Source organism: Streptomyces alanosinicus, assembly GCF_014650595.1.
GTDB lineage: Bacteria > Actinomycetota > Actinomycetes > Streptomycetales > Streptomycetaceae > Streptomyces > Streptomyces alanosinicus.
The window spans coordinates 1274516-1296905 of sequence record NZ_BMVG01000001.1; the positions used below are offsets into that span (position 1 = coordinate 1274516).

Genomic DNA, 22390 nt, shown 5'->3' on the forward strand with positions numbered 1-22390 from the left:
CAGCCAGGGTACTGAAGCTCACACGCATCAGTTGAGAGAAGGGTCGTCCGGATACGTGGCGACCATGGCCAGTTCGTTGCGCTGGCGGCGCAGTACCTCGCGCCAGAGTCTCTCGGGGGCCGGCGAGGAGACGTCGCCGGGTTCCGACTCGACCACGTACCAGGCGCCCTCGACCAGCTCGTCCTCCAGCTGGCCGGGGCCCCAGCCGGCGTATCCGGCGAAGATTCTCAGGGAGCCGAGGGCCGAGGCGAGCAGTTCCGGCGGGGCCTCCAGGTCGACCAGGCCGATCGCGCCGTGCACCCGGCGCCAGCCCAGCGGGGCGAGGTCGCCGTTCGCGTCGCCCGGGATGACCGCCACGCCGAGCGCGGAGTCCAGCGAGACGGGGCCGCCCTGGAAGACCACTCCGGGCTCGCCGGCGAGGTCCGCCCAGCCTTCGAGGATGTCCCCCACGTCCACCGGGGTGGGGCGGTTGAGGACGACACCGAGCGAACCCTCCTCGTCGTGGTCGAGAAGGAGCACCACCGCGCGGTCGAAGTTCGGGTCCGCCAGGGCGGGTGTGGCCACGAGCAGCCGCCCTGTGAGCGAGGACACCTCGGTCATGCCAGACATGATCCCGCATCTTCCCCCGCCGTGGGGAGCCAACGGGTGGCCGGAGTGAACGCAGCTCAGGGAGTACGGGAGCGCCCCAGGCGCACATCCGCGCCCGGTGACCCCATGTGCCCGAAAGGGAACGGTTCGTGTTGTGACACAGCTATGACGGACTGGGCGGTACTCGGGCTTACGGACGGGGGGTAATCGGCGATTACCCTGTCTTCCCGGCCCCTGCGCACAGTGATCGGCCGGCCCCTGCCCAACTCATCGGAACGCGAGATACATGACCGTCAACGGCAATGACGACGTACTGCTTGTCCACGGCGGAACCCCGCTGGAGGGCGAGATCCGTGTCCGCGGTGCGAAGAACCTCGTACCGAAGGCCATGGTCGCCGCCCTGCTGGGCAGCGCGCCGAGCCGACTGCGCAATGTTCCCGACATCCGTGACGTGCGGGTCGTCCGCGGCCTGCTCCAGCTGCACGGGGTGACGGTCCGTCCGGGCGAGGAGCCCGGCGAGCTGGTGATGGACCCGACGCATGTCGAGAGCGCCAACGTGGCCGACATCGATGCCCACGCGGGTTCCAGCCGTATCCCGATCCTCTTCTGCGGTCCGCTGCTGCACCGTCTCGGCCACGCGTTCATCCCGGGCCTCGGCGGCTGTGACATCGGCGGCCGGCCCATCGACTTCCACTTCGATGTGCTGCGGCAGTTCGGCGCGACCATCGAGAAGCGCGCGGACGGACAGTACCTGGAGGCCCCGAAGGGCCTGCGCGGTACGAAGATCCGGCTGCCGTACCCGTCCGTGGGCACGACCGAGCAGGTGCTGCTGACGGCCGTCATGGCCGAGGGCGTCACGGAGTTGTCCAACGCGGCCGTCGAGCCGGAGATCGAGGACCTCATCTGCGTGCTGCAGAAGATGGGCGCGATCATCGCGATGGACACCGACCGCACGATCCGCATCACCGGTGTGGAGAGCCTCGGCGGCTACACCCACCGCGCCCTGCCGGACCGCCTGGAGGCGGCGTCCTGGGCGTCGGCGGCGCTCGCGACCAACGGCAACATCTACGTCCGCGGCGCCCAGCAGCGCTCGATGATGACGTTCCTGAACACCTACCGGAAGGTGGGCGGTGCCTTCGAGATCGACGACGAGGGCATCCGTTTCTGGCACCCGGGCGGCCAGTTGAAGTCCATCGCGCTGGAGACGGACGTGCACCCCGGTTTCCAGACCGACTGGCAGCAGCCGCTGGTGGTGGCGCTGACGCAGGCCACGGGCCTGTCCATCATCCACGAGACGGTGTACGAGTCCCGGCTCGGCTTCACCTCCGCGCTCAACCAGATGGGCGCCCACATCCAGCTCTACCGCGAGTGCCTGGGCGGCTCCGTCTGCCGCTTCGGCCAGCGCAACTTCCTGCACTCGGCGGTCGTCTCCGGCCCCACCCGGCTCCAGGGCGCCGACCTGGTCATCCCCGACCTGCGCGGCGGCTTCTCGTATCTGATCGCGGCCCTGGCGGCCGAGGGCACCTCCCGCGTCCACGGCATCGACCTCATCAACCGCGGCTACGAGAACTTCATGGAGAAGCTCGTGGAACTGGGCGCGAAGGTGGAACTGCCCGGCAAGGCGCTCGGCTGACGGCCTGTCACGCGCGTACGACGAAGGGGCGGCCCTCCTCACCGGAGGGCCGCCCCTTTGGCGTCATCGTGTGTCAGAACGCCTCGTACGCCGTCCCGTGGCGCACGAACGGCAACATCACTTGCCCTTGGCGGCTTCCTTGAGCTTGGAGCCCGCGGTGACCTTCACGCTGAAGCCGGCGGGGATGTTGATCGGCTCGCCGGTCTGCGGGTTGCGCGCGGTGCGAGCGGCACGGTGGGTGCGCTCGAAGGTCAGGAAGCCGGGGATGGTGACCTTCTCGTCGCCCTTGGCGACGATCTCGCCGACGGTCTCGGCGAACGCGGCCAGCACGGCGTCGGCGTCCTTGCGGGTCACCTCGGCGCGATCGGCCAGCGCGGCCACCAGCTCACTGCGGTTCATGTTGTTACTCCCGTGTTTTTCTTGCCGTTGGGGTGTGCCACGCGGCGGATCCGCCCGAGGCACTGCGATGCCGATGCGCTCGCGCCCAGGGACGCATCCTGCCCCTACCTGCGGCGGTAAAGCCAATCCGGCACCCGTAGGAGTCGTGAGAACACCCTGGGGAGTCACACGAAAAGCGCCCGCTCGGCGCCACCCTAGAGCGCGCCCGGCATCAGCTGGTTCCACGACGCGCCGGTGCGCGGGCCGCCGTGGTGATCCTCACAGCCCTTGCACAGTACGTCACAGCGTCACCGCGGCGAGGCGCGCAGGGGCCCGAGGGGTGTGCGGACAGGCCCTGGGCCAGCCCTAGGCCGTCGCCCCCGCTCCGGTCGCCTTCGCGGCCTCGCGGACCGCTCCGGCGACGGCGCCCGCGACCTTGTCGTTGAAGACGCTCGGGATGATGTAGTTCGGGTTCAGCTCGTCCTCGCTGACGACATCGGCGAGGGCCTGCGCGGCGGCGAGCATCATCCCGGTGTCGACGGTGCGGGACTGGGCGTCCAGCAGACCGCGGAAGACACCCGGGAAGACCAGCACGTTGTTGATCTGGTTCGGGAAGTCCGAGCGGCCGGTGGCCACGACCGCGGCCGTCTGACGGGCGATCGCCGGGTCGACCTCGGGGTCGGGGTTCGCGAGCGCGAACACGATGGCGCCGTCGGCCATGGCGGCCACGTCGTCGCCGTCGAGGACGTTCGGGGCGGAGACGCCGATGAACACGTCGGCGCCGCGCACGGCCTCCTTCAGGGTGCCGGTGAGGCCCTCGGGGTTGGTGTTGTCGGCGATCCAGCGCAGCGGCGAGTCGGCCGGGGCGTCCACCAGGTCCGCGCGGCCGGAGTGCACGACACCGTGGATGTCGGCGACGACGGCGTTCTTCACGCCCGCGGCGAGGAGCAGCTTGAGGATGGCCGTACCGGCCGCGCCGGCGCCGGACATCACGACCCGGATGTTCTCGATGGCCTTGCCCGTGACGCGCAGGGCGTTGGTCAGGGCGGCGAGCACGACGATGGCGGTGCCGTGCTGGTCGTCGTGGAAGACGGGAATGTCGAGGGCCTCGCGCAGCCGGGCCTCGATCTCGAAGCAGCGCGGCGCGGAGATGTCCTCCAGGTTGATGCCCGCGAAGCCGGGGGCGATCGCCTTGACGATCTCCACGATCGCGTCGGTGTCCTGGGTGTCCAGGCACAGCGGCCAGGCGTCGATGCCCGCGAAGCGCTTGAAGAGGGCCGCCTTGCCCTCCATGACGGGCAGCGCGGCCTTCGGGCCGATGTTGCCGAGGCCGAGCACCGCGGAACCGTCCGTCACGACCGCAACCGAGTTGCGCTTGATGGTGAGGCGGCGGGCGTCCTCGGGGTTCTGGGCGATCGCCATGCAGACGCGGGCCACACCCGGCGTGTAGACCATGGAGAGGTCGTCACGGTTGCGGATGGGGTGCTTGGACTGCATCTCGATCTTGCCGCCGAGGTGCATCAGGAACGTACGGTCGGAGACCTTGCCGAGGGTGACGCCCTCGATGCCCTTGAGCTTCTCGACGATCTCCTCGGCGTGGGCCGTGGAGGTGGCCGCGATGGTGACGTCGATACGGAGCTTCTCGTGGCCGGACGCGGTGACGTCGAGGCCGGAAACCGAGCCCCCGGAGGACTCCACAGCGGTGGTGAGCTGCGAGACGGCGGTTCCGCTCGCGGGCACCTCCAGCCGAATGGTCATCGAGTAGGAGACGCTGGGCGCCGTTGCCATGGCCGACTTCCTCTGCTTTCACCGTGTCGCGAGTTATGCCGTCCGATCGTCGCACCTACCGCGGAGTACGTGGTAGTCGCCTTGGATTGCGGACGTTTTGTTCATGAGTGGTGCGCGATTTCGGAAAACCTCTTCCACCATACGAGAAACGATCAGGCGGGAAAAGGGGCGTCGGCACCAAAGAAAGAGACCCACATCACGTCCGTGATGTGGGTCTCCCACACGTTGATGACACCGACCCGCCATGCTCGCCTCGCGGCAAGTGGTCCCTCGCAGGGACAAAGGTTGGGCCCGGGGGCTTGGATCGGGCCGGTGCCACACCAAGGCTAACAAACCGATGCCGTACGGCCATTCCCCTCCGGGATGTTCACAGGAAAGTCAGTCCCGCAGCAGGTCGGGCACCCCGGCCGTGTCCGGCTCGTCCCGCTCCCCCGACACCACCGTCAGCTGCTGGGTGGCCCGGGTCAGCGCCACGTACAGCACCCGCAGACCGGCCGGGGACTCGTCGGCGATCTCCGCCGGGGACACGACGACCGTCGCGTCGTACTCCAGCCCCTTGGCCTCCAGGCTGCCGAGTGCCACCACCCGGTCGCCGAGCCCGGCCAGCCAGCGCCGGGCCTCCTCGCGCCGGTTCATGGCGACGACCACGCCGACCGTGCCGTCGACCAGGGCCAGCAGCCGCTCGGCCTCGGCCCGCACGGTCCGCTCCAGACCCTGTCGTACGACGCTGAAACGCGGCTCCACCCCGGTGGACCGCACGGCGCTGGGCGCCTTTGAGCCGGGCATGGCGAGCGCGAGCACCTTGGCGGCGAGCTCGGCGATCTCGGAAGGGTTGCGGTAGTTCACGGTGAGCTGGAAGCGGCGCCGGGGCCGGGTGCCGAGGGCCTCGTCCCGGGCCTCGGCCGCCTCGTCCGGGTCGGACCAGGAGGACTGGGCGGGGTCGCCGACGACCGTCCAGGTGGCGTGCCGGCCGCGGCGGCCGACCATGCGCCACTGCATCGGCGTGAGGTCCTGTGCCTCGTCCACGATGACGTGCGCGTACTCGGTGCGCTCCTGCGCGAGCCGCTCGGCCCGCTCCCGCTGGCTCTCCTCGCGCACCGGCATCAGCTCCTCCAGGCCGGTGAGCTGGTCCAGCGGGTCCAGCTCGCGCTTCTTGCGCGGGCGGGCCGGGGCGCCGAGGATCGCCTGGAGTTCGTCGAGCATGGCGATGTCGTGCACGGAGTGGCCGTCGCGCTGGAGCGAGCGGGCGACCCTGCGGACCTCGCCGGGGTTGAGGATCCGGCGGGCCCAGCGGCCGAGCCGCTTCTCGTCGGCCATGGCGGCGAGCACCGCCTTCGGGGTCAGCTCGGGCCACCAGGCGTCGAGGAAGGCGAGGAAGGAGTCCTCGGTCGTGACGTCCTCGTCGAAGGAGGCGCGCAGTTCGGCGGCCAGCTCGGGGTCGCTGTGCCGGGTACCCGCCCCGGACTTGGCCCACAGGGCGTCCAGGAGCAGCTTGCGGGCGCGCGGGCGGAGCAGGTTGACGGGGGCGGTGCCGCCGAGGGCGGTACGGCGGACGCGCTCCAGCTCCGGCGCCTGAAGCTCCAGCCGGCGCCCGAAGGCGACGACGCGGAGCCGGTCGGGCGCCCGGGTGACGGCCGGCGCCTCGGTGTCCTCGTCGAGGGCGAGCTGCCCCGCCGCGGCGGCGGAGCCCTGTTCCAGGGCGCCCCGGGCGGCCTTGCGCAGCACCTTCAGCATCCGGTACGAGCCCTTGGCGCGGGCCACGGACGGGGAGTCGTACAGCGTGGCCTCGGCGCCGTCGACGAGTGAGCCGATCGCACGGATCGCGACCTGGCCCTCCTCGCCGAGCGAGGGCAGCACGCCCTCGGTGTAGGCGACGAGCAGCGGGGTCGGGGAGACGATGAGGATGCCGCCCGCGTATCTGCGTCTGTCCTGGTAGAGCAGATAGGCGGCGCGGTGCAGGGCGACGGCGGTCTTGCCGGTGCCCGGGCCGCCCTCGACATAGGTGATGGAGGCGGCGGGGGCCCGGATCACCAGGTCCTGCTCGGCCTGGATGGAGGAGACGATGTCCCGCATGGTGTGGCTGCGGGCCTGGCCGAGCGCGGCCATGAGGGCGCCGTCACCGATGACGGGGAGCGTGCGGCCGTCGAGGGAGGCGGTCAGCTCGGGCCGCATGAGGTCGTCCTCGACGCCGAGGACCCGGCGCCCCTTGGAGCGGATGACCCGGCGCCGTACGACCCGTCCCGGGTCCACCGGGGTGGCCCGGTAGAACGGCGCGGCGGCGGGCGCCCGCCAGTCGATGACCAGCGGGGAGTAGTCCTCGTCGAGGACGCCGATGCGCCCGATGTGCAGGGTCTCGGCGATGTCGGCGGTGTTGTCGCCCCGCACGGCGCCGTCCGCCGGCTCCACGGCGGTGTAGGCCCCGTCGGGGCCCTTCTTGCCGTCCTTGCCGAGGAGCAGGTCGATCCGTCCGAAGAGGAAGTCCTCGAACTCGTTGTTGAGCCGGTTGAGGTGGATGCCGGCCCGGAAGACCTGGGCGTCCCGCTCGGCCAGCGCACCCGGGGTGCCGACCTGGCCGCGCTTGGCCGCGTCGTGCATCAGGAACTCGGCCTCGTGGATCTTCTCTTCCAGCCGCCGGTACACCCGGTCGAGGTGTTCCTGTTCGACGCTGATCTCCCGGTCACGGACGGAATCGTGTGCGTGTACCGAGCCGACCGCGGACTGCTGAACCTGAGCGGCCACCGGGCCCCCTTCTGACGTGCTGGGCAGCCGTCAACCGTACGCGAAGGGGGCCCTCAAAGCCACGGGACGGCACCTGGGGGCGTCGCCCCCGTTGCCGCTACGCCTGCACTTGCACCAGCTTCTTGCCCTCGAAGGTCACGACCTCGAAGTGGTCGATCTCGTTCGGCTTGAAGGCCGCCGCGCCGCCGATGTACAGGGGCTTCTTGGCCTCCTCCGTCTTGGCGTTCGGGATGCCGTAGCCCCAGTCCGGTACGGACCACGAGGACATCGTCACGCGCTGCCCGTTCTTCGCGACGAGCACCAGCGAGCACTTCAGCGGCCCCTTGGCGTTCTTCAGCTCCAGGACCGCCTGGGTGCCCCAGTCCTTCTGCTGCATGCCGACGGTGGCGCTGACCTGGGACGTCGGGTCGGTGGCCGACTTCTTGTCCGGCATGGCCTCGAAGGTGGTCTGGGCCGAGGACGCGGTGGTCCGGCCCGTGCCACCGGAGCCGCCGTTCACGGCCACCGCGGCGAGCGGTCCGGCGATGATCAGCGCGGCCGCCGCCGCGATCATGTAGAAGCCGCGCCGGCGCTTCTGGGCGCGCTTGTCGGCGACCTCGTCGACCAGCTTCTCCACCAGCCGGGGGCTGGGCCTGGCGGACAGCGAGTCGCCGATCGCGGGGGTGCTGCCGGAGCCCGGCAGATCCGCGAGGGCGGCCAGCATCGGCTCCATCCCGGCCAGCTCGTCCAGTTGCTGGGCGCACCACTCGCAGCCGGCGAGATGCGCCTCGAAAGCGGTTGCCTCGGCGTCGTCGAGAATCCCGAGGGCGTAGGCGCCGACGGTCTCGTGCTCGCTCGGCACCGAAGATCCCGACCTGGGGTTCATGGGACCAGACATACCCGGACCACCCGCACCGAATCCCTGGATTCCCCCGTAACCACTGCTCATCACGCCGTCACCCCCCGCTCCTCCAGTGCCAGCTTCATCGATCGCAGGGCATAGAACACCCGGGAACGCACCGTGCCGCTGGGTATACCCAGCGTCTCGGCCGCCTCGTTGACCGTACGCCCCTTGAAGTACGTCTCGACGAGCACCTCCCGGTGGGCCGGGGTCAGGTCGTCGAGCGCGTCCGACAGCGTCATCAGCCACAGCGCCTTGTCGATCTCGTCCTCCGCGGGGATGACCTCCAGCGGCGACGGATCGACCTCCTGCGGCCGGGCCTGCCGGCTGCGGTGGCCGTCGATGACGATGCGGCGCGCGACCGTCACCAGCCAGGGGCGTACCGAACCGGTCGCCCGATTGAGCTGACCGGCGTTCTTCCAGGCACGGATGAGCGTTTCCTGTACGACGTCCTCGGCGCGTTGCCGATCACCGGCGACCAGTCGCAGGACATACGCGAGCAAGGGTCCGGCGTGCTCCCGGTAGAGCGCACGCATCAGCTCCTCGTCAGGTTCCGAGGGCTGTGAGGACATGCGATGTCGGGCCCTCGATCCACGTTCATTGGCCACGGCCGCATCCTTGCGCACGCCCACCTCCGGTGTCCGGGGGTTCCCCCAGTCGGTCGCTCGCCCACCCGTACGGAAAGCGGCGGCGCGGTGTTCAAACGGAGGCGACAGTTTTCTCGGGGATGACGCGCCGACAGGGACATGCGCGCATATTCCCCCCGCATGATCTTTACATTTCCGACACATCGTCGAGGGGTGGCCCGGACCGCAGAGTTGCCCCGCACGAGCCGCCGGGAAACGGAGTGTTACGCACATCACGCCGCGCGCGGGCCGGATCCGGGCGTGTCGCGGGCGGGCGGATCGTGGCCGGGGGTCATGACGGGGCGATCGCGGTGGGGCGGTCGCGGTGGGGCGGTCGCGGTGGGGTGGTCGCGGTGGGGGGGGTCAGACCCGCGTGAGGGCGGCCCGCCGCCGGTGCCGGGCCACGCGCTCCCGATTCCCGCAGACCTCGCTGGAGCACCAGCGCCGGCGGCGCCCCCTGGACGTGTCCAGGTACACCAGCGGGCAGTTGTCGCCCTCGCACTCCCGCACGGCAGCCCGTGCGACGGGATCGGTGAGCAGCTCCACGGCGTCCCGCGCGACCAGCGCGAGCAGCCCCGCGCAGGTCGGCGGGCCGGCCAGCTCCCGCACCAGGCGGCCGTCCTCGGCCCGCACCGCGAACGGGGCCGGGGTCGAGGCGCGGGCTGCCTCGTTGACGCGGGCGAGGGAGCGGTCGTACGACGACGGGTCCACGGCGTGCGCGGCTCGCAGCAACTGCCCGACGTGCGCGCGCAGTTCCCGGAACCCGACGAGCCAGGGGGCGTCGGCGTGGCCGAGCGCCGTACCCTCCGGCACCAGCGCCGCCCCGGCGATCCACGCGCACAACGACTCGACGGAGTCCAGCCGTTCGGCCGGATACGTGGTCGCGAGGAGATCGAGGCAGATCCGTCCGGCGTCGAAACGCAGCTCGTACGGGGGCGTGGCCGTACCCAGTGCCATGTGCCTGTCACCGCCTAGGCCGGGACTGTGATGGGGGAACCGTTCCGTCACCGCTCTCCCCTTCACAGTGCCCGCCCGGACGCCCTGCCGGAACCCCTCGTACCGGCTGGACGCACGCGTATGCCGGACCGCGCCTCGGCCATGTCCGGGACCGGGGGGCAGCGGGTTGCCCGGAGACATGACGAACACCTGGCACACGGCGCAGAAGCACACGCAGAAACACACCGCGGCCACGGCCTCCGAGGCCGCCACGACGACGCCCGCCAGGACCGCCGTCCTGGTCGCGGCGACGATCACCATGGGCCTGAGCGCCGGGGTCTTCTCCATCTTCGCCTGCGCGGTGATGCCGGCCCTGGCCCGCAGCGACGACCGAACCGGGCGGCCCTGCCGGCGTACGCCCTGGTCTTCCTCGTCACGATGGCGTTCAGCATCCCGCTGAACAACGCCCTGGCGGCGAAGGGCGCCCCGGCCGCGCTGCGCGACCACTTCGAGGGCCCCTGGGTGGCCTGGAACACGGTCCGCGCGGTGGGCTCGACCCTGGCGCTGGGACTCCTGGCCCGGGCCCTGCTGCTGTACGGCCGCCTCGACCGCTCCCCGCAGTCGGCACAGTCGGCGCGGTCCGCACAGTCGGAGCAGTCAGCGCAGTCGTCTCGATCGTCTCGGTCGGCGTAGCCGGATACGGTCGGGCGATGCCCGAGCTGCAGCGTCTCACCGCCGGCCACGCCCCGGAAGTCCTGGCCTTCGAGCTGGCGAACCGCGCCTACTTCGCCGCCTTCGTCTCCGACCGCGGCGACGCCTACTTCGACCGCTTCACCGACCGGTACCGCGCCCTGCTGGCCGAGCAGGAGGCCGGCGTCTGCGCCTTCCATGTGCTGGTCGCCGAGGACGGCTCCGTACTCGGCCGGTTCAACCTGGTCGACATCGCGGACGGCGAGGCGGTGCTCGGCTACCGGGTCGCGCGGGACGTCGCCGGGCGCGGTGTGGCGACCGCGACCGTGCGCGAGCTGTGCGGGCCGGCGGCGCGGCGGTACGGGCTGCACACGGTCCGGGCGGCCGCGGCCCATGCGAACGCCGCCTCCCGAAGGGTGCTGGCCAAGGCCGGTTTCGTCCCGGCCGGCCCGGCCGATCCCGCCGATCTCGGCGGCAAGCCGGGGACCTGGTACCGGCTCGATCTCCGGCGGCACCCCGGCGATTGACGCAACCAATCGGTTGCCATAGTATCGCAATCAGTTGGTTGCTATACACGTGGAGGCAGCTATGGCATTCCCTGATCGCATCGAGCGGACCGTCGACATCGCGCACCCGCCGGCCACGGTGTGGGCGGCGCTCACCACGGCCGAGGGTCTGAGCTCCTGGTTCGGCGACAAGGCCGGGATCGACCTGCGTCCGGGCGGCTCCGCCTGGATGACATGGGACGGCGGCCACAGTGCCGACATGCGGGTGGAGCGGGTGGAGGAGCCGACGGTGTTCGGCTTCACGTGGCGCATGGCCGGACTGCCCAAGGACGATCCGCGCCGCACCTATGTGGAGTTCACGCTCGAACCGGTCGCCACCGGCACCCGGCTCACCGTGGTCGAGACCGGCTTCGCCCAGCTGCCGGACGACCTCCACCGCGAGGAGTACGACGGCCACACCGAGGGCTGGGCGCGCGAGCTGGGCGAACTGGTCGACCACCTCGATGCCGCAGCCTGACGTCGAGGCGATCGCCGAGCAGGTCTTCGCCGCCCTGGCCGACCCGACCCGGCGCGCCGTCCTGGCCGCGCTGGCCTCGGGGGGGCCGGCGACGGCCACGGACCTGGCCGGACGGCTGCCGATCACCCGGCAGGCGATCGCCAAACACCTGGCCCTGCTGGCCGAGGCCGGCCTGGTGACGGCCGAACCGGGTGAGCGGCGCCGGGTGCGCTACCGGCTGCGGTCCGCCCCGATGCAGGTGGCGCAGCAGTTCCTGGCCGCGCTGGCGCGCGACTGGGACAGTCCGCTCGACGCCCTGAAGGACCACCTCGACGAGCAGGCCCGCGGCTCCGCGTGACGCCGGTCGCCGCCCGGTCGCATCGCCGACACCGCGAAGGGAGAAGCGATGGTGGACATGGCAATGCCGGCAGTGCGGCGCCCGAGCGCGCCGGCCGTCGTGCTGGGGCTGACGCTCGGGCTGGCCGCGGCATGCTGGGCGGCCGCGGTCCCGCTGATGCGGGGCATGGACATGGGGATCGCGTCCGGGCCCGGTTCGCCGGGGTTCTTCGCCGTGACGTGGACGACGATGATGGCCGCGATGATGCTGCCGGGCGTGGCCCCGGCACTCGCCCGGCAGGTCCGCGGCAGCGGCCGGACGCGGGACGCGGCCCCGTTCGCCGCCTCCTGCCTGGCCGTCTGGGTGCTCGCGGGTGTCGTGGCGTACGCGCTGGACCGGCCGCACGGGCCGGGGGCCGCCGGCGTCGTGGTGATCGCGGCGGGCGCCTATGAACTCACCCCGGTCAAGCGGTACTTCCGGCGGCGCTGCCGCGAGGATGCCGCATCCGGGCTCGGGTTCGGCCTGTACTGCGCCGCATCCGACCTCGGCCTGATGGCGGTGCTCGTGGCGTTGGACGTGATGAGCCCCTGGTGGATGGCGGTGGTCACCGTCCTCGCCTGCACCCAGAAACTGCTGCCCGCGAAGACCGCGGTCGACGTTCCGCCCGCTCTGGCGACGGTCGGGCTCGGCATCGTGCTCGTCGTCGCGCCCGCACTGGTCCCGGGGATCGCACCACCACCGATGTGACGACAGAACAGCAGGTCAAGAAGACGAAGGAGACAGACCATGACCGGTCACAGGACGGGGACACGCGAGGAGTGGCTCGCCGCGCGGCTGGAGCTGCTCAAGGACGAGAAGGAACTGACCCGGCGCGGCGACGAGCTGGCCCGGCGCCGGCAGGAGCTGCCCTGGGTCCGGGTGGACAAGGACTACCGCTTCGAGACGGACGAGGGAACGGTCGCGCTCGCCGACCTGTTCCAGGGCCGCTCCCAGCTGCTCGTCTACCACTTCATGTTCGGGCCCGACTACACCGCCGGATGCCCGTCCTGCTCGGCGATCGCCGACGGCTTCGACACCACCGTGGTCCATCTCGCCCACCACGACGTGATGTTCTGGGCGGTCTCCCGGGCCCCGCTCGGCAGACTCCAGGCGTACCGGCAGCGGATGGGCTGGAGCTTCCCCTGGGCGTCGTCCCACGGCAGCGACTTCAACACCGACTTCGGGGTGGCGCACACCGAGGAGGAGTGGGAGGCCGGTGTCGTCGCGTACAACTTCGGTGAGGCGGATCTGCGGCCGGCGACGGCCGACGAGAAGCGTTCCCGGGACGCCTTCAGCCAGTCGATCGTCGGCACGGACTGGCGGACGTACCGGCGAGAAGGCCCCGGCGTGAGCGCGTTCGCCCTGCAGGACGGCGTCGTCCACCACACCTACTCGGCGTACTCGCGCGGGCTGGACGCCCTGTGGGGCATGTACCAGTGGCTCGACCGCGCGCCCCTCGGCCGCAACGAGTCCGGCGTCTGGTGGCGCCGCCACGACGAGTACGACGCGCGGTGAGCGACCCGGTGAACGGCACGGCCGGCGACCCGGCGCGCTGCGCGGACGCGTGGCTCTACGCGTCCGCGCAGCTCTACGCGTCCGCGTACTTCGCGTCCGCCGCCGGGTCCAGGGCCAGGCGGTAGCCCCGCTTCACCACCGTCTGGATCAGCTTCGGCGCACCGAGGGCCGTACGCAGCCGGGCCATCGCCGTCTCCACCGCGTGTTCGTCTCGGCCCGCGCCCGGCAGCGCCCGCAGCAGGTCCGCGCGGGGCACCACCCAGCCGGGGCGGCGGGCCAGGGCGCGCAACAGCGACATGCCCGCCGGCGGCACCGGCTTGAGGTCGCCGTCGACCAGGACCGCGTGGCCCCGGATCTCCATCCGGTGCCCGGCGACCGGCAGCGAGCGGGCCCGGGCCGGCAGTTCCTGGCAGAGCAGCTGGACCAGCGGGCCCAGCCGGAAGCGTTCCGGCTGGAACGTGTCCACGCCCCGCACCTGCAGCGGGATCGCCGTCACCGGGCCCACACAGGCCGGCACGACGTCATGGGACAGGGCGGCCAGCAGTTCCGGCAGCTGCCCCCGGTCCTCCGCGCGGGAGAGCAGGGAGGCGGCCGCCGGGGCGCTGGTGAAGGTGAGCGCGTCCACCGAACGGGCGAGCGTCGCCTCCAGCAGACGGTCCAGCGGGGTGATGTCCTCCGGGGGCATCCACCGGTACACCGGGACCGGGACCACCTCCGCTCCCCCGGCCCGCAGCGACTCCACGAAGCCGGGGAGCGGCTCACCGTGCAGCTGTACGGCGATACGGCGGCCGTCCACGCCCTCCTCCAGGAGTCGGTCCAGGACCTCGGCCAGGGACTCCGAGGACGGCGACCACTCCTCCGTCAGACCGGCCGCGCGGATCGCCCCCTTGACCTTGGGGCCCCTGGCCAGCAGTTCGGCCTGGCGCAGCCGCGCGAGCAGCTGCTCGCCGAGGCCCCAGCCGTCGGCGGCCTCTATCCAGCCCCGGAAACCGATCGCCGTGGTGGCCACGACCACGTCCGGCACCTGGTCGATGATGTCCTTGGTGGCGTCGAGCAGCTCGCCGTCGTCGGCGAGCGGCACGATGCGCAGGGCGGGTGCGTGCAGCACGGCGGCACCGCGCCGCTGCAGCAGGGCGCCCAGCTCGTCGGCCCGGCGCGCGGCGGTGACACCCACGGTGAATCCCGCGAGCGGACCATGCTCAGGGGCACCGGGCTGCCGGGGTTGCTGCTCTTCGTCGTACATGGGGCTCTCCTAGCTGACCGGCAAGCCGAACGAGCCTGTCAACGGCGCGTGACAGGCTCGGTTCGGCTTCATTGCGCCGGTGTTACGTCACACGTCGGCATAGCTGAGCTGCGGTTTTGTCTCCTGTACGGTCATGGTCTCAGCCTGTGCGGCCGGGCGGCGAAGGTATACGGCCCAGGTCACCGCGAAGCACAGGCCGTAGAACGCGAGGAAGGCGACGAACGCGCCGGTGCCGGAGCCGTAGGAGAGGAAGGACTGGCGGAAGGCCAGATTGATGCCGACCCCGCCGAGCGCGCCGACCGCGCCGATGAGCCCCATGGCGGCGCCCGACAGCCGCCGCCCGCAGGCCACGGCCTCCTCCCCTGCCAGCCCCTCGGCCAGGGCCTTCGCCTGGAAGATGCCGGGGATCATCTTGTACGTGGAGCCGTTGCCGAGCCCGCTGAGCACGAACAGCACCACGAAGACGCTGACGAACAGCACCAGCGATTTCTGCCGGCTCGCGACGATCAGTACGGCGGTGGCGGCGGCCATGGCGACGTAGTTCCACAGGGTGATGCGGGCGCCGCCGTACCGGTCGGCGAGCCGGCCGCCGACCGGCCGGATCAGGGACCCGAGCAGCGGGCCGATGAAGGTGAGGTAGGCCGCCTGGAGCGGGGTGCGGCCGAACTGGATCGTCAGCACCTGCCCGAAGGCGAAGCTGTAGCCGATGAACGACCCGAACGTGCCGATGTAGAGGAAGGACATGATCCAGGTGTGGGCGTCCCTGGCGGCGTCCTTGGCCGCGCCGGTGTCGTTCTGCACCGTGGCCAGGTTGTCCATGAACACAGCGGCGCACACGGCGGCCACGACGATCAGCGGGATGTAGATGCCCAGCAGCACGCGCGGGCCGCCACTCGCGCCGATGACCGCGAGGGCGACGAGCTGGATGACGGGCACGCCGATGTTGCCGCCGCCCGCGTTGAGGCCGAGCGCCCAGCCTTTCTTCCGCAGCGGGAAGAAAGCGTTGATGTTGGTCATGGAGGAGGCGAAGTTGCCCCCGCCGATGCCGGCCAGCAGGCCGATCCACAGGAACGTGCCGAAGGACGTGCCCGGCTTCATCACCGTGTAGGCGGCGACGGTCGGTACGAGCAGCAGGCTCGCCGAGACGATCGTCCAGTTGCGGCCGCCGAAGACGGCCACGGCGAAGGTGTAGGGGACGCGCACCACGGCGCCGACGAGGGTGACCATCGAGGTCAGCAGGAACTTGTCGGCGGGCGTGAGGCCGTACTCCGGGCCCATGAACAGCACGAGGACGGACCACAGGGTCCAGACCGAGAAGCCGATGTGCTCCGAGAGGACGGAGAACAGCAGGTTCCGGTTGGCGGTCCGCTGACCGGTCGCCTTCCAGAACCCCTCGTCCTCCGGGTCCCAGCGCTCGATCCAGCGGCCACTGCGACGGGTTGGGGCTGGGGCTGTCATCGCTCCTCCACGGTGCTCCGGCTGCTCACTTCCGGACCCGAAGGTAGAGAGAGCGCGTTTCACCCCTGTGCCTGTGGGTGACCGCAAGAAAACGTTGCTCTCACCGGACCCGGCACGGGTCGGTGAGGCTCCCGCTCACCGGTGGCCCTCACCGGCGTCCACGGCCGGCAGCCATCCGCCGGCCGGCTGCCGCAGCCAGTTCTCCGCCCGGGCCAGTTCGGCCGCCGCCCGGCGCAGGGCGTCCAGTCCGGGATGGGCCAGCCCCTTGCGCCACACCAGGGAGACCGGTGACAGCGGGACGGGGTCGACGAGCGGCCGGCGGACCGTGCGGGGCATGGCCGGGAAGTCCACCACGGCCAGTACCGGGTGGCGGGTCCTGGACATGATCCGTTCGAATTCCTCGTCGCCGACGGCCAGCGGGAGGGGCGGGGCGACGTCGATGCCGCGCCCCTCGAAGAGCCGGCGGGCGAGGTCGGTCCACTCCGCCGTGCGGGGGTTGCCGGCGCCGGCGTACACCGTCTCCCCGGCCAGCGCCGCCAGCGGTACCTCGGCACGCGGGGCCAGGGGATGGTCCTCGGGCAGGACGACGGCCATCGGCTCGTAGCGCACCGGCTGCTGTGCCAGCCCCGAGCGCAGTGCCGGGTCCAGGCCGGCGAAGCGGCCGAAGGAGGCGTCGAGGCGGCCGGCCAGCAGTTCGGTGGCGGCTCCGGTCAGGCCGCTCTCGTAGCGGGCCATCAGCTCGCAGTCGGGGGCGAGTTCACGGGCCCGGTGCAGGACGCGCCGGCCGGTGAGAAGGCCCGGGGAGTTGAGGTCCACGAGCAGGGGGCGGGCGGCGCCGGCGGCGAACGCGGCGAGCAGGTCGTCCTGGGCGGCCAGCGCACGGCGTGCGAGCGGCAGCAGCCGATCGCCGTCCGCCGTCAGCGTCACCTGCCGGGTCGTACGGACGAACAGCTCGGCGCCCAGCTCCCGTTCCAGCCGGCGTACGTCCCGGCTGAGCGCCTGCTGGGCGACGTACAGACGGGCGGCGGCCCGGGTGAAGTGGAGTTCCTCGGCGACCGCGACGAAGGCGCGCAGCAGGCGCGGGTCCAGGTGGGCGGGAGCGGGCATGGGCGTGAACTTACAACACAGGAGCGTTAATCGGTGCGCAGAAGGTGTTGGACCGCTTGATCCACTCGGGGCGAGAGTTGCCGCATGCCCCCTCTCATATCCGCGCCCGCGCGACGGAGCTACCGCCGTCTGTTCTCCCTCCCCGGCACCCGCGCCTTCACCGCCGGCAACCTCCTCGCCCGTCTCCCCATGGGCATGTTCAGCATCAGCGCGGTCGTGATGATCGCCGGCTCCCGGGGCTCGTACGCCCTCGCGGGTGCCGTGACCGCCACCGGCCTCGCGGTGACCGCGCTGGCCGGCCCCTGGGTCGCCCGGCTCGTGGACCGGCATGGGCAGGCCCGTGTCGCCGTACCGGCCACGCTCGCCGCCGTGCTCGGCAGCCTCGCGCTGCTGCTGTGCGTGCGCTACGGCGCCCCCGACTGGACCCTGTTCGCCGCCTACGCCCTCACCGCCACCACCCCCAACATCGGTGGGCTCTCCCGCGCCCGCTGGGCCCATCTGCTGCGCGACGACCCCGGTGCGCTGCACATCGCGAACTCCTTCGAGCAGGCCGCCGACGAACTGTGCTTCATGCTCGGCCCGGTCCTCGCCTCCTTCCTGACCGGCGCGTTCTTCCCGGAGGCCGGCACGCTCGTCGGCGCGGTGCTGCTGCTCGCCGGCATGCTGCTGTTCACCGGGCAGCGCTCGACCGAGCCGCCCGTCCAGCGGCGGGCCCGGGGGAAGGGACCGCTGCGGGCACCCGGGTTCCCCGCGCTGCTCGCCGGATTCCTCGCCACCGGTGCCGTCTTCGGGTCCATGGAGGTCGTCACGATCGCGTACGCCGACGCACACGGGCACCGGTCGGCGGCCGGTGTGGTCCTCGCCCTGCAGGCGGCGGGTTCGTGCGCGGCGGGTCTGCTGTACGGCGCACTGCGGCCGGCCGGGCCGGCCGAGCGGCTCCATCCCCGGTGCCTGGCCGCGATGACGGCCCTGATGACGCTGCCGCTGCTGTCCGCGCGCGGCACCGGGTCGCTGCTCGCGCTGGCCGCCGCCCTGCTGGTCGCGGGCATGGCCACCGCGCCGACGATGGTCACAGCGATGACGCTCGTGCAGCGCCGCACCCCCGAGGGGTGCCTCAACGAGGGCATGAGCCTCGCCGTCACCGGGCTGCTGGCCGGCATCGCCTGCGGCTCGGCGATCGGCGGCTGGACGGCCGAGCACGCCGCACCGGAGTCCGGCTTCGCCGTACCGGTCGCGGCGGCGGGCACGGCACTGATCATCGGCGTGGCGGCCAGGACCGGGAAGCAGGTCGGGTCCGGGAAGCTGGTCGGGTCCGGGAAACAGACGTAAGGCCCCGCCGCTCAACGCGACGGGGCCTCGCCCACATGGGGTACCCCCGGAGGGGCTGGTGGAGATGGCGGGAATCGAACCCGCGTCCAACGGTGCGGAATCAGGGCTTCTCCGTGTGCAGTTCGCTGTGATTTTCTCAGCCCCGGCGATCACGCGAACAAGTCGCCGACGGGCTCAGTCACTGTTTGGTTTCCCTCTTCACCCCGTGACCGGGATCAAGGTTTAGTTCCCTAGCTGATGCCAGGATCCGGGTCGGGAACAGCCCCGGGCTGACACTTCGCAAGTCGCTACTTAGGCAGCGAGGGCGAAGGAATCGCGCTTGGTGTTGGCGATTATTTTTTGCGACATATGGTTTACGAGATCATTGCCGCTTCCTCGACACGCTTCCCCTGCTTCGACAGCCGCTGTCGAAACCGATCATCCCCATGTTGTGTTTTCAATGCACACACCGGGTTCAACCGGTGTTGGCGCCATCGTACGTGACCAACGCTCGCCGATGCCACCGTATTCCCGGGCTACACGCCGCGCTGCCTCCGCTTCGCCGCCGCGATCGCCCGGTCCGACTCACGCCGGTCCTGCTTCTCCCGCAGGGTCTGGCGCTTGTCGTACTCCTTCTTGCCCCGTGCGAGCGCGATCTCGGCCTTCGCGCGGCCGTCCTTGAAGTACAGGGCGAGCGGCACGATGGTGTGACCCGACTCCTGGGCCTTGGACTCCAGCTTGTCGATCTCCTCGCGGTGCAGCAGCAGCTTGCGCTTGCGGCGCGCGGAGTGGTTGGTCCAGCTGCCCTGGTGATACTCGGGGATGTGGGCGTTGTGCAGCCACGCCTCGCCCCGGTCGATGTGGACGAAGCCGTCGGTCAGCGAGGTCCGACCCTCGCGCAGCGACTTGACCTCGGTGCCGGTGAGCACGAGACCGGCCTCGTAGGTGTCGACGATCGCGTAGTCGTGCCGGGCCTTCTTGTTCTGGGCGACGATCTTGCGCTTGCCGCCCTTCTCGCCGTCCCTGGCCTTGCCGGCCCCGCCGCCCTGCTTGGGCTGGGACTCCTTCGGTACGTACATTCCCTTGCTCATAGTGCCGTCCATTTTCGCACTACGGAGGGGGCTTACGGCCAGCCCTTAATCGGCGTCGCCCAGGCCGCTGAGCACGGTCTCGGCCCGCTCCACCGCGGCCTGGCCGTCGGCCTGCCCGACATCGAGGTCGGGGGTGATGCCCCGACCGTCGACGCTGTGGCCGGAGGGGGTGCGGTAATGGCCGACGGTCAGTTCGGCGACGGACCCGCCGGGCAGCTGCGTCGGCATCTGGATGGAGCCCTTGCCGAAGGTGCGCGAGCCGATCACCACCGCGCGGCCCCGGTCCTGCAGCGCCCCGGTGAGCATCTCGGCCGCGCTCATCGTGCCGCCGTCGACGAGGACGACCAGGGGCCGGTCGGTGTCGCCGCCGGAGTCGGCGTGCAGGGAGCGCGGGGCGCCGTCGACGTCGTACGTGGCGACCAGGCCGCCGTCGAGGAAGGCGGAGGCGGTCTCCACCGCCTCGGTGACCAGGCCGCCGGAGTTGCCGCGCAGGTCGAGGACGATCCCGTCCTCGGCCGGGGCCTGCCGCAGCGCGGCGCGTACGGCGTCGCCGGAGCCCTTGGTGAACGCGGCGATCTTGATGACGTCGACCCCGCCGGCCAGTCTGCGCACGGTGACGGAGTCGGTGGACAGACTGGCCCGGCGGAGTTTCTCGGTCCACGCGCGCGTGCCGCGCTGCAGGCCCAGGGTGACGGTCGTACCGGCGGCCGCATCGTCGGCCTCGCCGCGCAGTAAGGAGACCACCTCGGTGACCGGCCGCCCGTCGACCTTGCGGCCGTCGACACTGCGCAGCCGGTCGCCCTTGCGGATCCCCGCCACGGCGGCCGGCGAGCCGGGCTGCACCCGGGTCACCTCGATCCGGCCGCTGCGCTCGCGCCCCGCCCACAGGCCGACGCCGGTGTAGCGGCCGTCGAGGGCCTCCTGGAACTCCTGGTACTCGCCCTCGGAGTAGACGGCGCCCCAGCGGTCCCCGCTGCGGCTGACCACCCGCTCGGCCGCCTCCATCGGGGACTTTCCGTCGGCCATCGCCTCGGCGGCGGCGGCCCGGACGTCCTCGTGGGTGGCCTCGGGCGCCGGCCCCACGGTGGTCCTGCGCGCCGGAGCGTCGGGCTCCGGGAAGGAGCCGGTCGCGGCGCCGGTGACCAGCACGCCGGCGAAGACCAAGGTCAGGGCGGCCCCGCGGCGGATGCGGCGGGGCGGGGACAACCGGTCTCGGCCTGACATGGCGGTGAGTCTAGGACAACGCGAAGGGCCGTACGGCCGGATGCCCGTACGGCCCTCTTGGGATGCGTCACACCTTCAGGTACTTGCGCAGCGCGAAGAACGCCGCCAACGCGGGCATCAGCACGCTCGTGGCGAGGATCAGCGGCAGCTTGGCCAACACCGCGTCCCAGCCTACGAAGTTGATGAGGGTGAGCTTGTGGGAGAGGTCCATGCCGTGGTCGATGGTGAAGTACCGGCCGACCACCAGGCCCACGCAGGCGAGCCCGCCGCCGATGAGCCCGGCGACCGCGGCCTCGGCGATGAACGGCGCCTGGATGTAGAAGCCCGAGGCACCGACCAGGCGCATGATCCCGGTCTCGCGCCGGCGGCTGAACGCCGAGACACGCACCGTGTTGACGATCAGCAGCAGCGCGACGATCAGCATCATCGCCATCACGCCGAGCGCGCCGCGGTTCATCAGGTTCAGCAGCTGGAAGAGGTTGTCCAGGATGCCCTTCTGGTCCTGCACGGACTGCACACCGGCGCGTCCGTTGAAGGCCGACGCGATGACCTGGTACTTCTGCGGATCCTTCAGCTTGATCCGGTACGACTCCTGCATCTGGTCCGGCGTCAGCGAGCTGGCCAGCGGAGAGTTTCCGAACTGCTCCTTGTAGTGCTTGTAGGCCTCGTCCTGCGACTCGTAGGACACCTTCTCGACGACCGGCATCTTCTGCAGGTCCGACTGGATCTGCTTCTTCTGGTCCTCGGTGACCGCGCCCTTGGCGCAGTTGACGTCCGAGTCGGCGTCGTGCTTGTTGCACAGGAAGATCGAGACGTTGACCTTGTCGTACCAGTAGCCCTTCATGGTGCTCACCTGGTCGCTCATCAGCAGCGAGCCGCCGAAGAGTGCCAAGGACAGGGCGACGGAGACGATGACGGCGAAGGTCATCGTCAGATTGCGGCGGAGACCGACACCGATCTCCGACAGGACGAACTGGGCGCGCATGGCGTCGGGTCAAGCCTTTCCGTCGTGAACTTGCTTAGTGCTGGTAGCCGTAGACGCCGCGGGCCTGGTCGCGGACGAGGCGGCCCTTCTCCAGCTCGATGACGCGCTTGCGCATCTGGTCCACGATGTTCTGATCGTGAGTCGCCATGATGACGGTGGTGCCCGTCCGGTTGATCCGGTCGAGCAGCTTCATGATGCCGACGGAGGTCTGCGGGTCGAGGTTGCCGGTGGGCTCGTCGGCGATGAGCAGCTTGGGCCGGTTGACGAAGGCCCGCGCGATGGCCACGCGCTGCTGCTCACCACCGGACAGCTCGCCGGGCATCCGCTCCTCCTTGCCGCCGAGCCCGACGAGGTCGAGCACCTGCGGCACGGACTTGCGGATCTCGCCGCGGGACTTGCCGATGACCTCCTGGGCGAAGGCCACGTTCTCCGCGACGGTCTTGTTCGGCAGGAGCCGGAAGTCCTGGAAGACGGTCCCCAGCTGGCGGCGCATCTGCGGCACCTTCCAGTTGGAGAGGCGCGCGAGGTCCTTGCCCAGCACGTGCACCTGTCCGTGACTGCACCGCTCCTCGCGGAGGACGAGCCGCAGGAAGGTGGACTTTCCGGAGCCGGAGGACCCCACGAGGAAGACGAACTCGCCCTTCTCCACCTCCAGGGAGACATCCCTGAGTGCGGGGCGGGTCTGCTTGGGGTAGACCTTGGAGACGTTGTCGAATCGGATCACGGATGCACCACGGGTCGCCGGGGGTAGATGAGCGTGACCATACGCGAACCGGGTCTGCAAGTGCAGTCGCAGGCCGAGGTTGAGTAAGGCTTGTACGTT

Annotated in this window: 23 protein-coding genes and 1 other RNA gene; 9 read left to right on the forward strand and 15 right to left on the reverse strand. The window is 71.0% G+C overall.

Translation table 11 applies throughout. The annotated features are described in order from the left end of the window. Positions 1 to 27 precede the first annotated feature (27 nt). The gene (locus IE277_RS05815; protein ID WP_189949027.1) at positions 28 to 600 is read right to left on the reverse strand and encodes a YqgE/AlgH family protein; all 573 of its coding nucleotides are present in this window, start codon (positions 598 to 600) and stop codon (positions 28 to 30) included. 274 nt (positions 601 to 874) lie between these two features. On the opposite strand from IE277_RS05815, the gene murA reads away from it, so the two are divergent. Further along, on the forward strand, positions 875 to 2221 hold the full coding sequence (murA, locus tag IE277_RS05820) for a UDP-N-acetylglucosamine 1-carboxyvinyltransferase (protein ID WP_189949028.1): 1347 nt from the start codon (positions 875 to 877) through the stop codon (positions 2219 to 2221). A gap of 117 nt (positions 2222 to 2338) precedes the next feature. Here murA and IE277_RS05825 read toward each other — a convergent pair whose 3' ends face one another. The 6 genes from IE277_RS05825 to IE277_RS05850 form a co-directional block, all read right to left on the reverse strand. Further along, entirely contained in the window at positions 2339 to 2620 is a 282-nt protein-coding gene (locus IE277_RS05825) for an HU family DNA-binding protein (protein WP_014673024.1), read from the reverse strand. A 345-nt stretch (positions 2621 to 2965) separates the two neighbouring features. Beyond that, positions 2966 to 4387, reverse strand: a complete 1422-nt coding sequence (locus tag IE277_RS05830) for an NAD-dependent malic enzyme (RefSeq protein WP_189949030.1) — start codon at positions 4385 to 4387, stop codon at positions 2966 to 2968. A 378-nt stretch (positions 4388 to 4765) separates the two neighbouring features. After that, on the reverse strand, positions 4766 to 7126 hold the full coding sequence (locus IE277_RS05835; protein WP_189949032.1) for a HelD family protein: 2361 nt from the start codon (positions 7124 to 7126) through the stop codon (positions 4766 to 4768). A gap of 97 nt (positions 7127 to 7223) precedes the next feature. Further along, on the reverse strand, positions 7224 to 7991 hold the full coding sequence (locus IE277_RS05840; protein WP_229880673.1) for an anti-sigma factor family protein: 768 nt from the start codon (positions 7989 to 7991) through the stop codon (positions 7224 to 7226). 62 nt (positions 7992 to 8053) lie between these two features. After that, a complete protein-coding gene (locus IE277_RS05845; RefSeq protein WP_030167252.1) occupies positions 8054 to 8638 on the reverse strand; it encodes a sigma-70 family RNA polymerase sigma factor in 585 nt (194 codons plus the stop codon). 357 nt (positions 8639 to 8995) lie between these two features. Beyond that, entirely contained in the window at positions 8996 to 9589 is a 594-nt protein-coding gene (locus IE277_RS05850) for a CGNR zinc finger domain-containing protein (RefSeq protein ID WP_189949036.1), read from the reverse strand. 178 nt (positions 9590 to 9767) lie between these two features. Here IE277_RS05850 and IE277_RS49415 point away from each other — a divergent pair, with 178 nt between their 5' ends. The 7 genes from IE277_RS49415 to IE277_RS05880 all read left to right on the forward strand — a co-directional run bounded on the left by IE277_RS49415 (position 9768) and on the right by IE277_RS05880 (position 13151). Then, positions 9768 to 10028, forward strand: a complete 261-nt coding sequence (locus IE277_RS49415) for an anthrone oxygenase family protein (protein WP_373310713.1) — start codon at positions 9768 to 9770, stop codon at positions 10026 to 10028. Beyond that, complete coding sequence (locus IE277_RS49420) at positions 10007 to 10261, forward strand: anthrone oxygenase family protein (protein ID WP_373310714.1); 255 nt, start codon at positions 10007 to 10009, stop codon at positions 10259 to 10261. The genes IE277_RS49415 and IE277_RS49420 overlap by 22 nt, the downstream gene beginning before the upstream one ends. Before the next feature lie 17 nt (positions 10262 to 10278). Next, the gene (locus tag IE277_RS05860; protein WP_189949038.1) at positions 10279 to 10785 is read left to right on the forward strand and encodes a GNAT family N-acetyltransferase; all 507 of its coding nucleotides are present in this window, start codon (positions 10279 to 10281) and stop codon (positions 10783 to 10785) included. 61 nt (positions 10786 to 10846) lie between these two features. Further along, positions 10847 to 11281, forward strand: coding sequence for an SRPBCC domain-containing protein (locus IE277_RS05865; protein ID WP_189949040.1), 435 nt, complete (start codon positions 10847 to 10849; stop codon positions 11279 to 11281). Continuing rightward, positions 11268 to 11618: an ArsR/SmtB family transcription factor gene (locus IE277_RS05870; protein WP_189949042.1), complete on the forward strand. Its 351-nt coding sequence runs from the start codon at positions 11268 to 11270 to the stop codon at positions 11616 to 11618. Before IE277_RS05865 ends, IE277_RS05870 begins: the two co-directional genes overlap by 14 nt. Before the next feature lie 48 nt (positions 11619 to 11666). Then, entirely contained in the window at positions 11667 to 12344 is a 678-nt protein-coding gene (locus IE277_RS05875) for a DUF2182 domain-containing protein (protein ID WP_189949044.1), read from the forward strand. 39 nt (positions 12345 to 12383) lie between these two features. Beyond that, positions 12384 to 13151: a DUF899 domain-containing protein gene (locus IE277_RS05880; protein WP_189949046.1), complete on the forward strand. Its 768-nt coding sequence runs from the start codon at positions 12384 to 12386 to the stop codon at positions 13149 to 13151. A gap of 73 nt (positions 13152 to 13224) precedes the next feature. Here IE277_RS05880 and IE277_RS05885 read toward each other — a convergent pair whose 3' ends face one another. The 3 genes from IE277_RS05885 to IE277_RS05895 all read right to left on the reverse strand — a co-directional run bounded on the left by IE277_RS05885 (position 13225) and on the right by IE277_RS05895 (position 16959). Next, positions 13225 to 14394: a uroporphyrinogen-III synthase gene (locus IE277_RS05885; protein WP_189949048.1), complete on the reverse strand. Its 1170-nt coding sequence runs from the start codon at positions 14392 to 14394 to the stop codon at positions 13225 to 13227. An 87-nt stretch (positions 14395 to 14481) separates the two neighbouring features. Then, the gene (locus IE277_RS05890) at positions 14482 to 15852 is read right to left on the reverse strand and encodes a nitrate/nitrite transporter (protein ID WP_189949049.1); all 1371 of its coding nucleotides are present in this window, start codon (positions 15850 to 15852) and stop codon (positions 14482 to 14484) included. Between the two features lie 135 nt (positions 15853 to 15987). Continuing rightward, complete coding sequence (locus IE277_RS05895; protein WP_189949050.1) at positions 15988 to 16959, reverse strand: LysR family transcriptional regulator; 972 nt, start codon at positions 16957 to 16959, stop codon at positions 15988 to 15990. 84 nt (positions 16960 to 17043) lie between these two features. On the opposite strand from IE277_RS05895, the gene IE277_RS05900 reads away from it, so the two are divergent. Further along, a complete protein-coding gene (locus IE277_RS05900) occupies positions 17044 to 18288 on the forward strand; it encodes an MFS transporter (protein ID WP_189949051.1) in 1245 nt (414 codons plus the stop codon). 56 nt (positions 18289 to 18344) lie between these two features. Here IE277_RS05900 and ssrA read toward each other — a convergent pair. From ssrA to ftsE, 5 genes are all read right to left on the reverse strand, one after another. Then, positions 18345 to 18713: a transfer-messenger RNA gene (ssrA, locus tag IE277_RS05905) on the reverse strand. Positions 18714 to 18803: 90 nt separating this feature from the next. Then, a complete protein-coding gene (gene smpB / locus IE277_RS05910) occupies positions 18804 to 19346 on the reverse strand; it encodes an SsrA-binding protein SmpB (RefSeq protein WP_229880825.1) in 543 nt (180 codons plus the stop codon). A gap of 57 nt (positions 19347 to 19403) precedes the next feature. Continuing rightward, positions 19404 to 20582, reverse strand: coding sequence for a S41 family peptidase (locus IE277_RS05915; RefSeq protein WP_189949052.1), 1179 nt, complete (start codon positions 20580 to 20582; stop codon positions 19404 to 19406). Positions 20583 to 20649: 67 nt separating this feature from the next. Beyond that, a complete protein-coding gene (gene ftsX / locus IE277_RS05920) occupies positions 20650 to 21567 on the reverse strand; it encodes a permease-like cell division protein FtsX (protein ID WP_189949053.1) in 918 nt (305 codons plus the stop codon). Positions 21568 to 21601: 34 nt separating this feature from the next. Beyond that, entirely contained in the window at positions 21602 to 22291 is a 690-nt protein-coding gene (gene ftsE, locus IE277_RS05925) for a cell division ATP-binding protein FtsE (RefSeq protein WP_189949054.1), read from the reverse strand. Between the last annotated feature and the right edge of the window lie 99 nt (positions 22292 to 22390).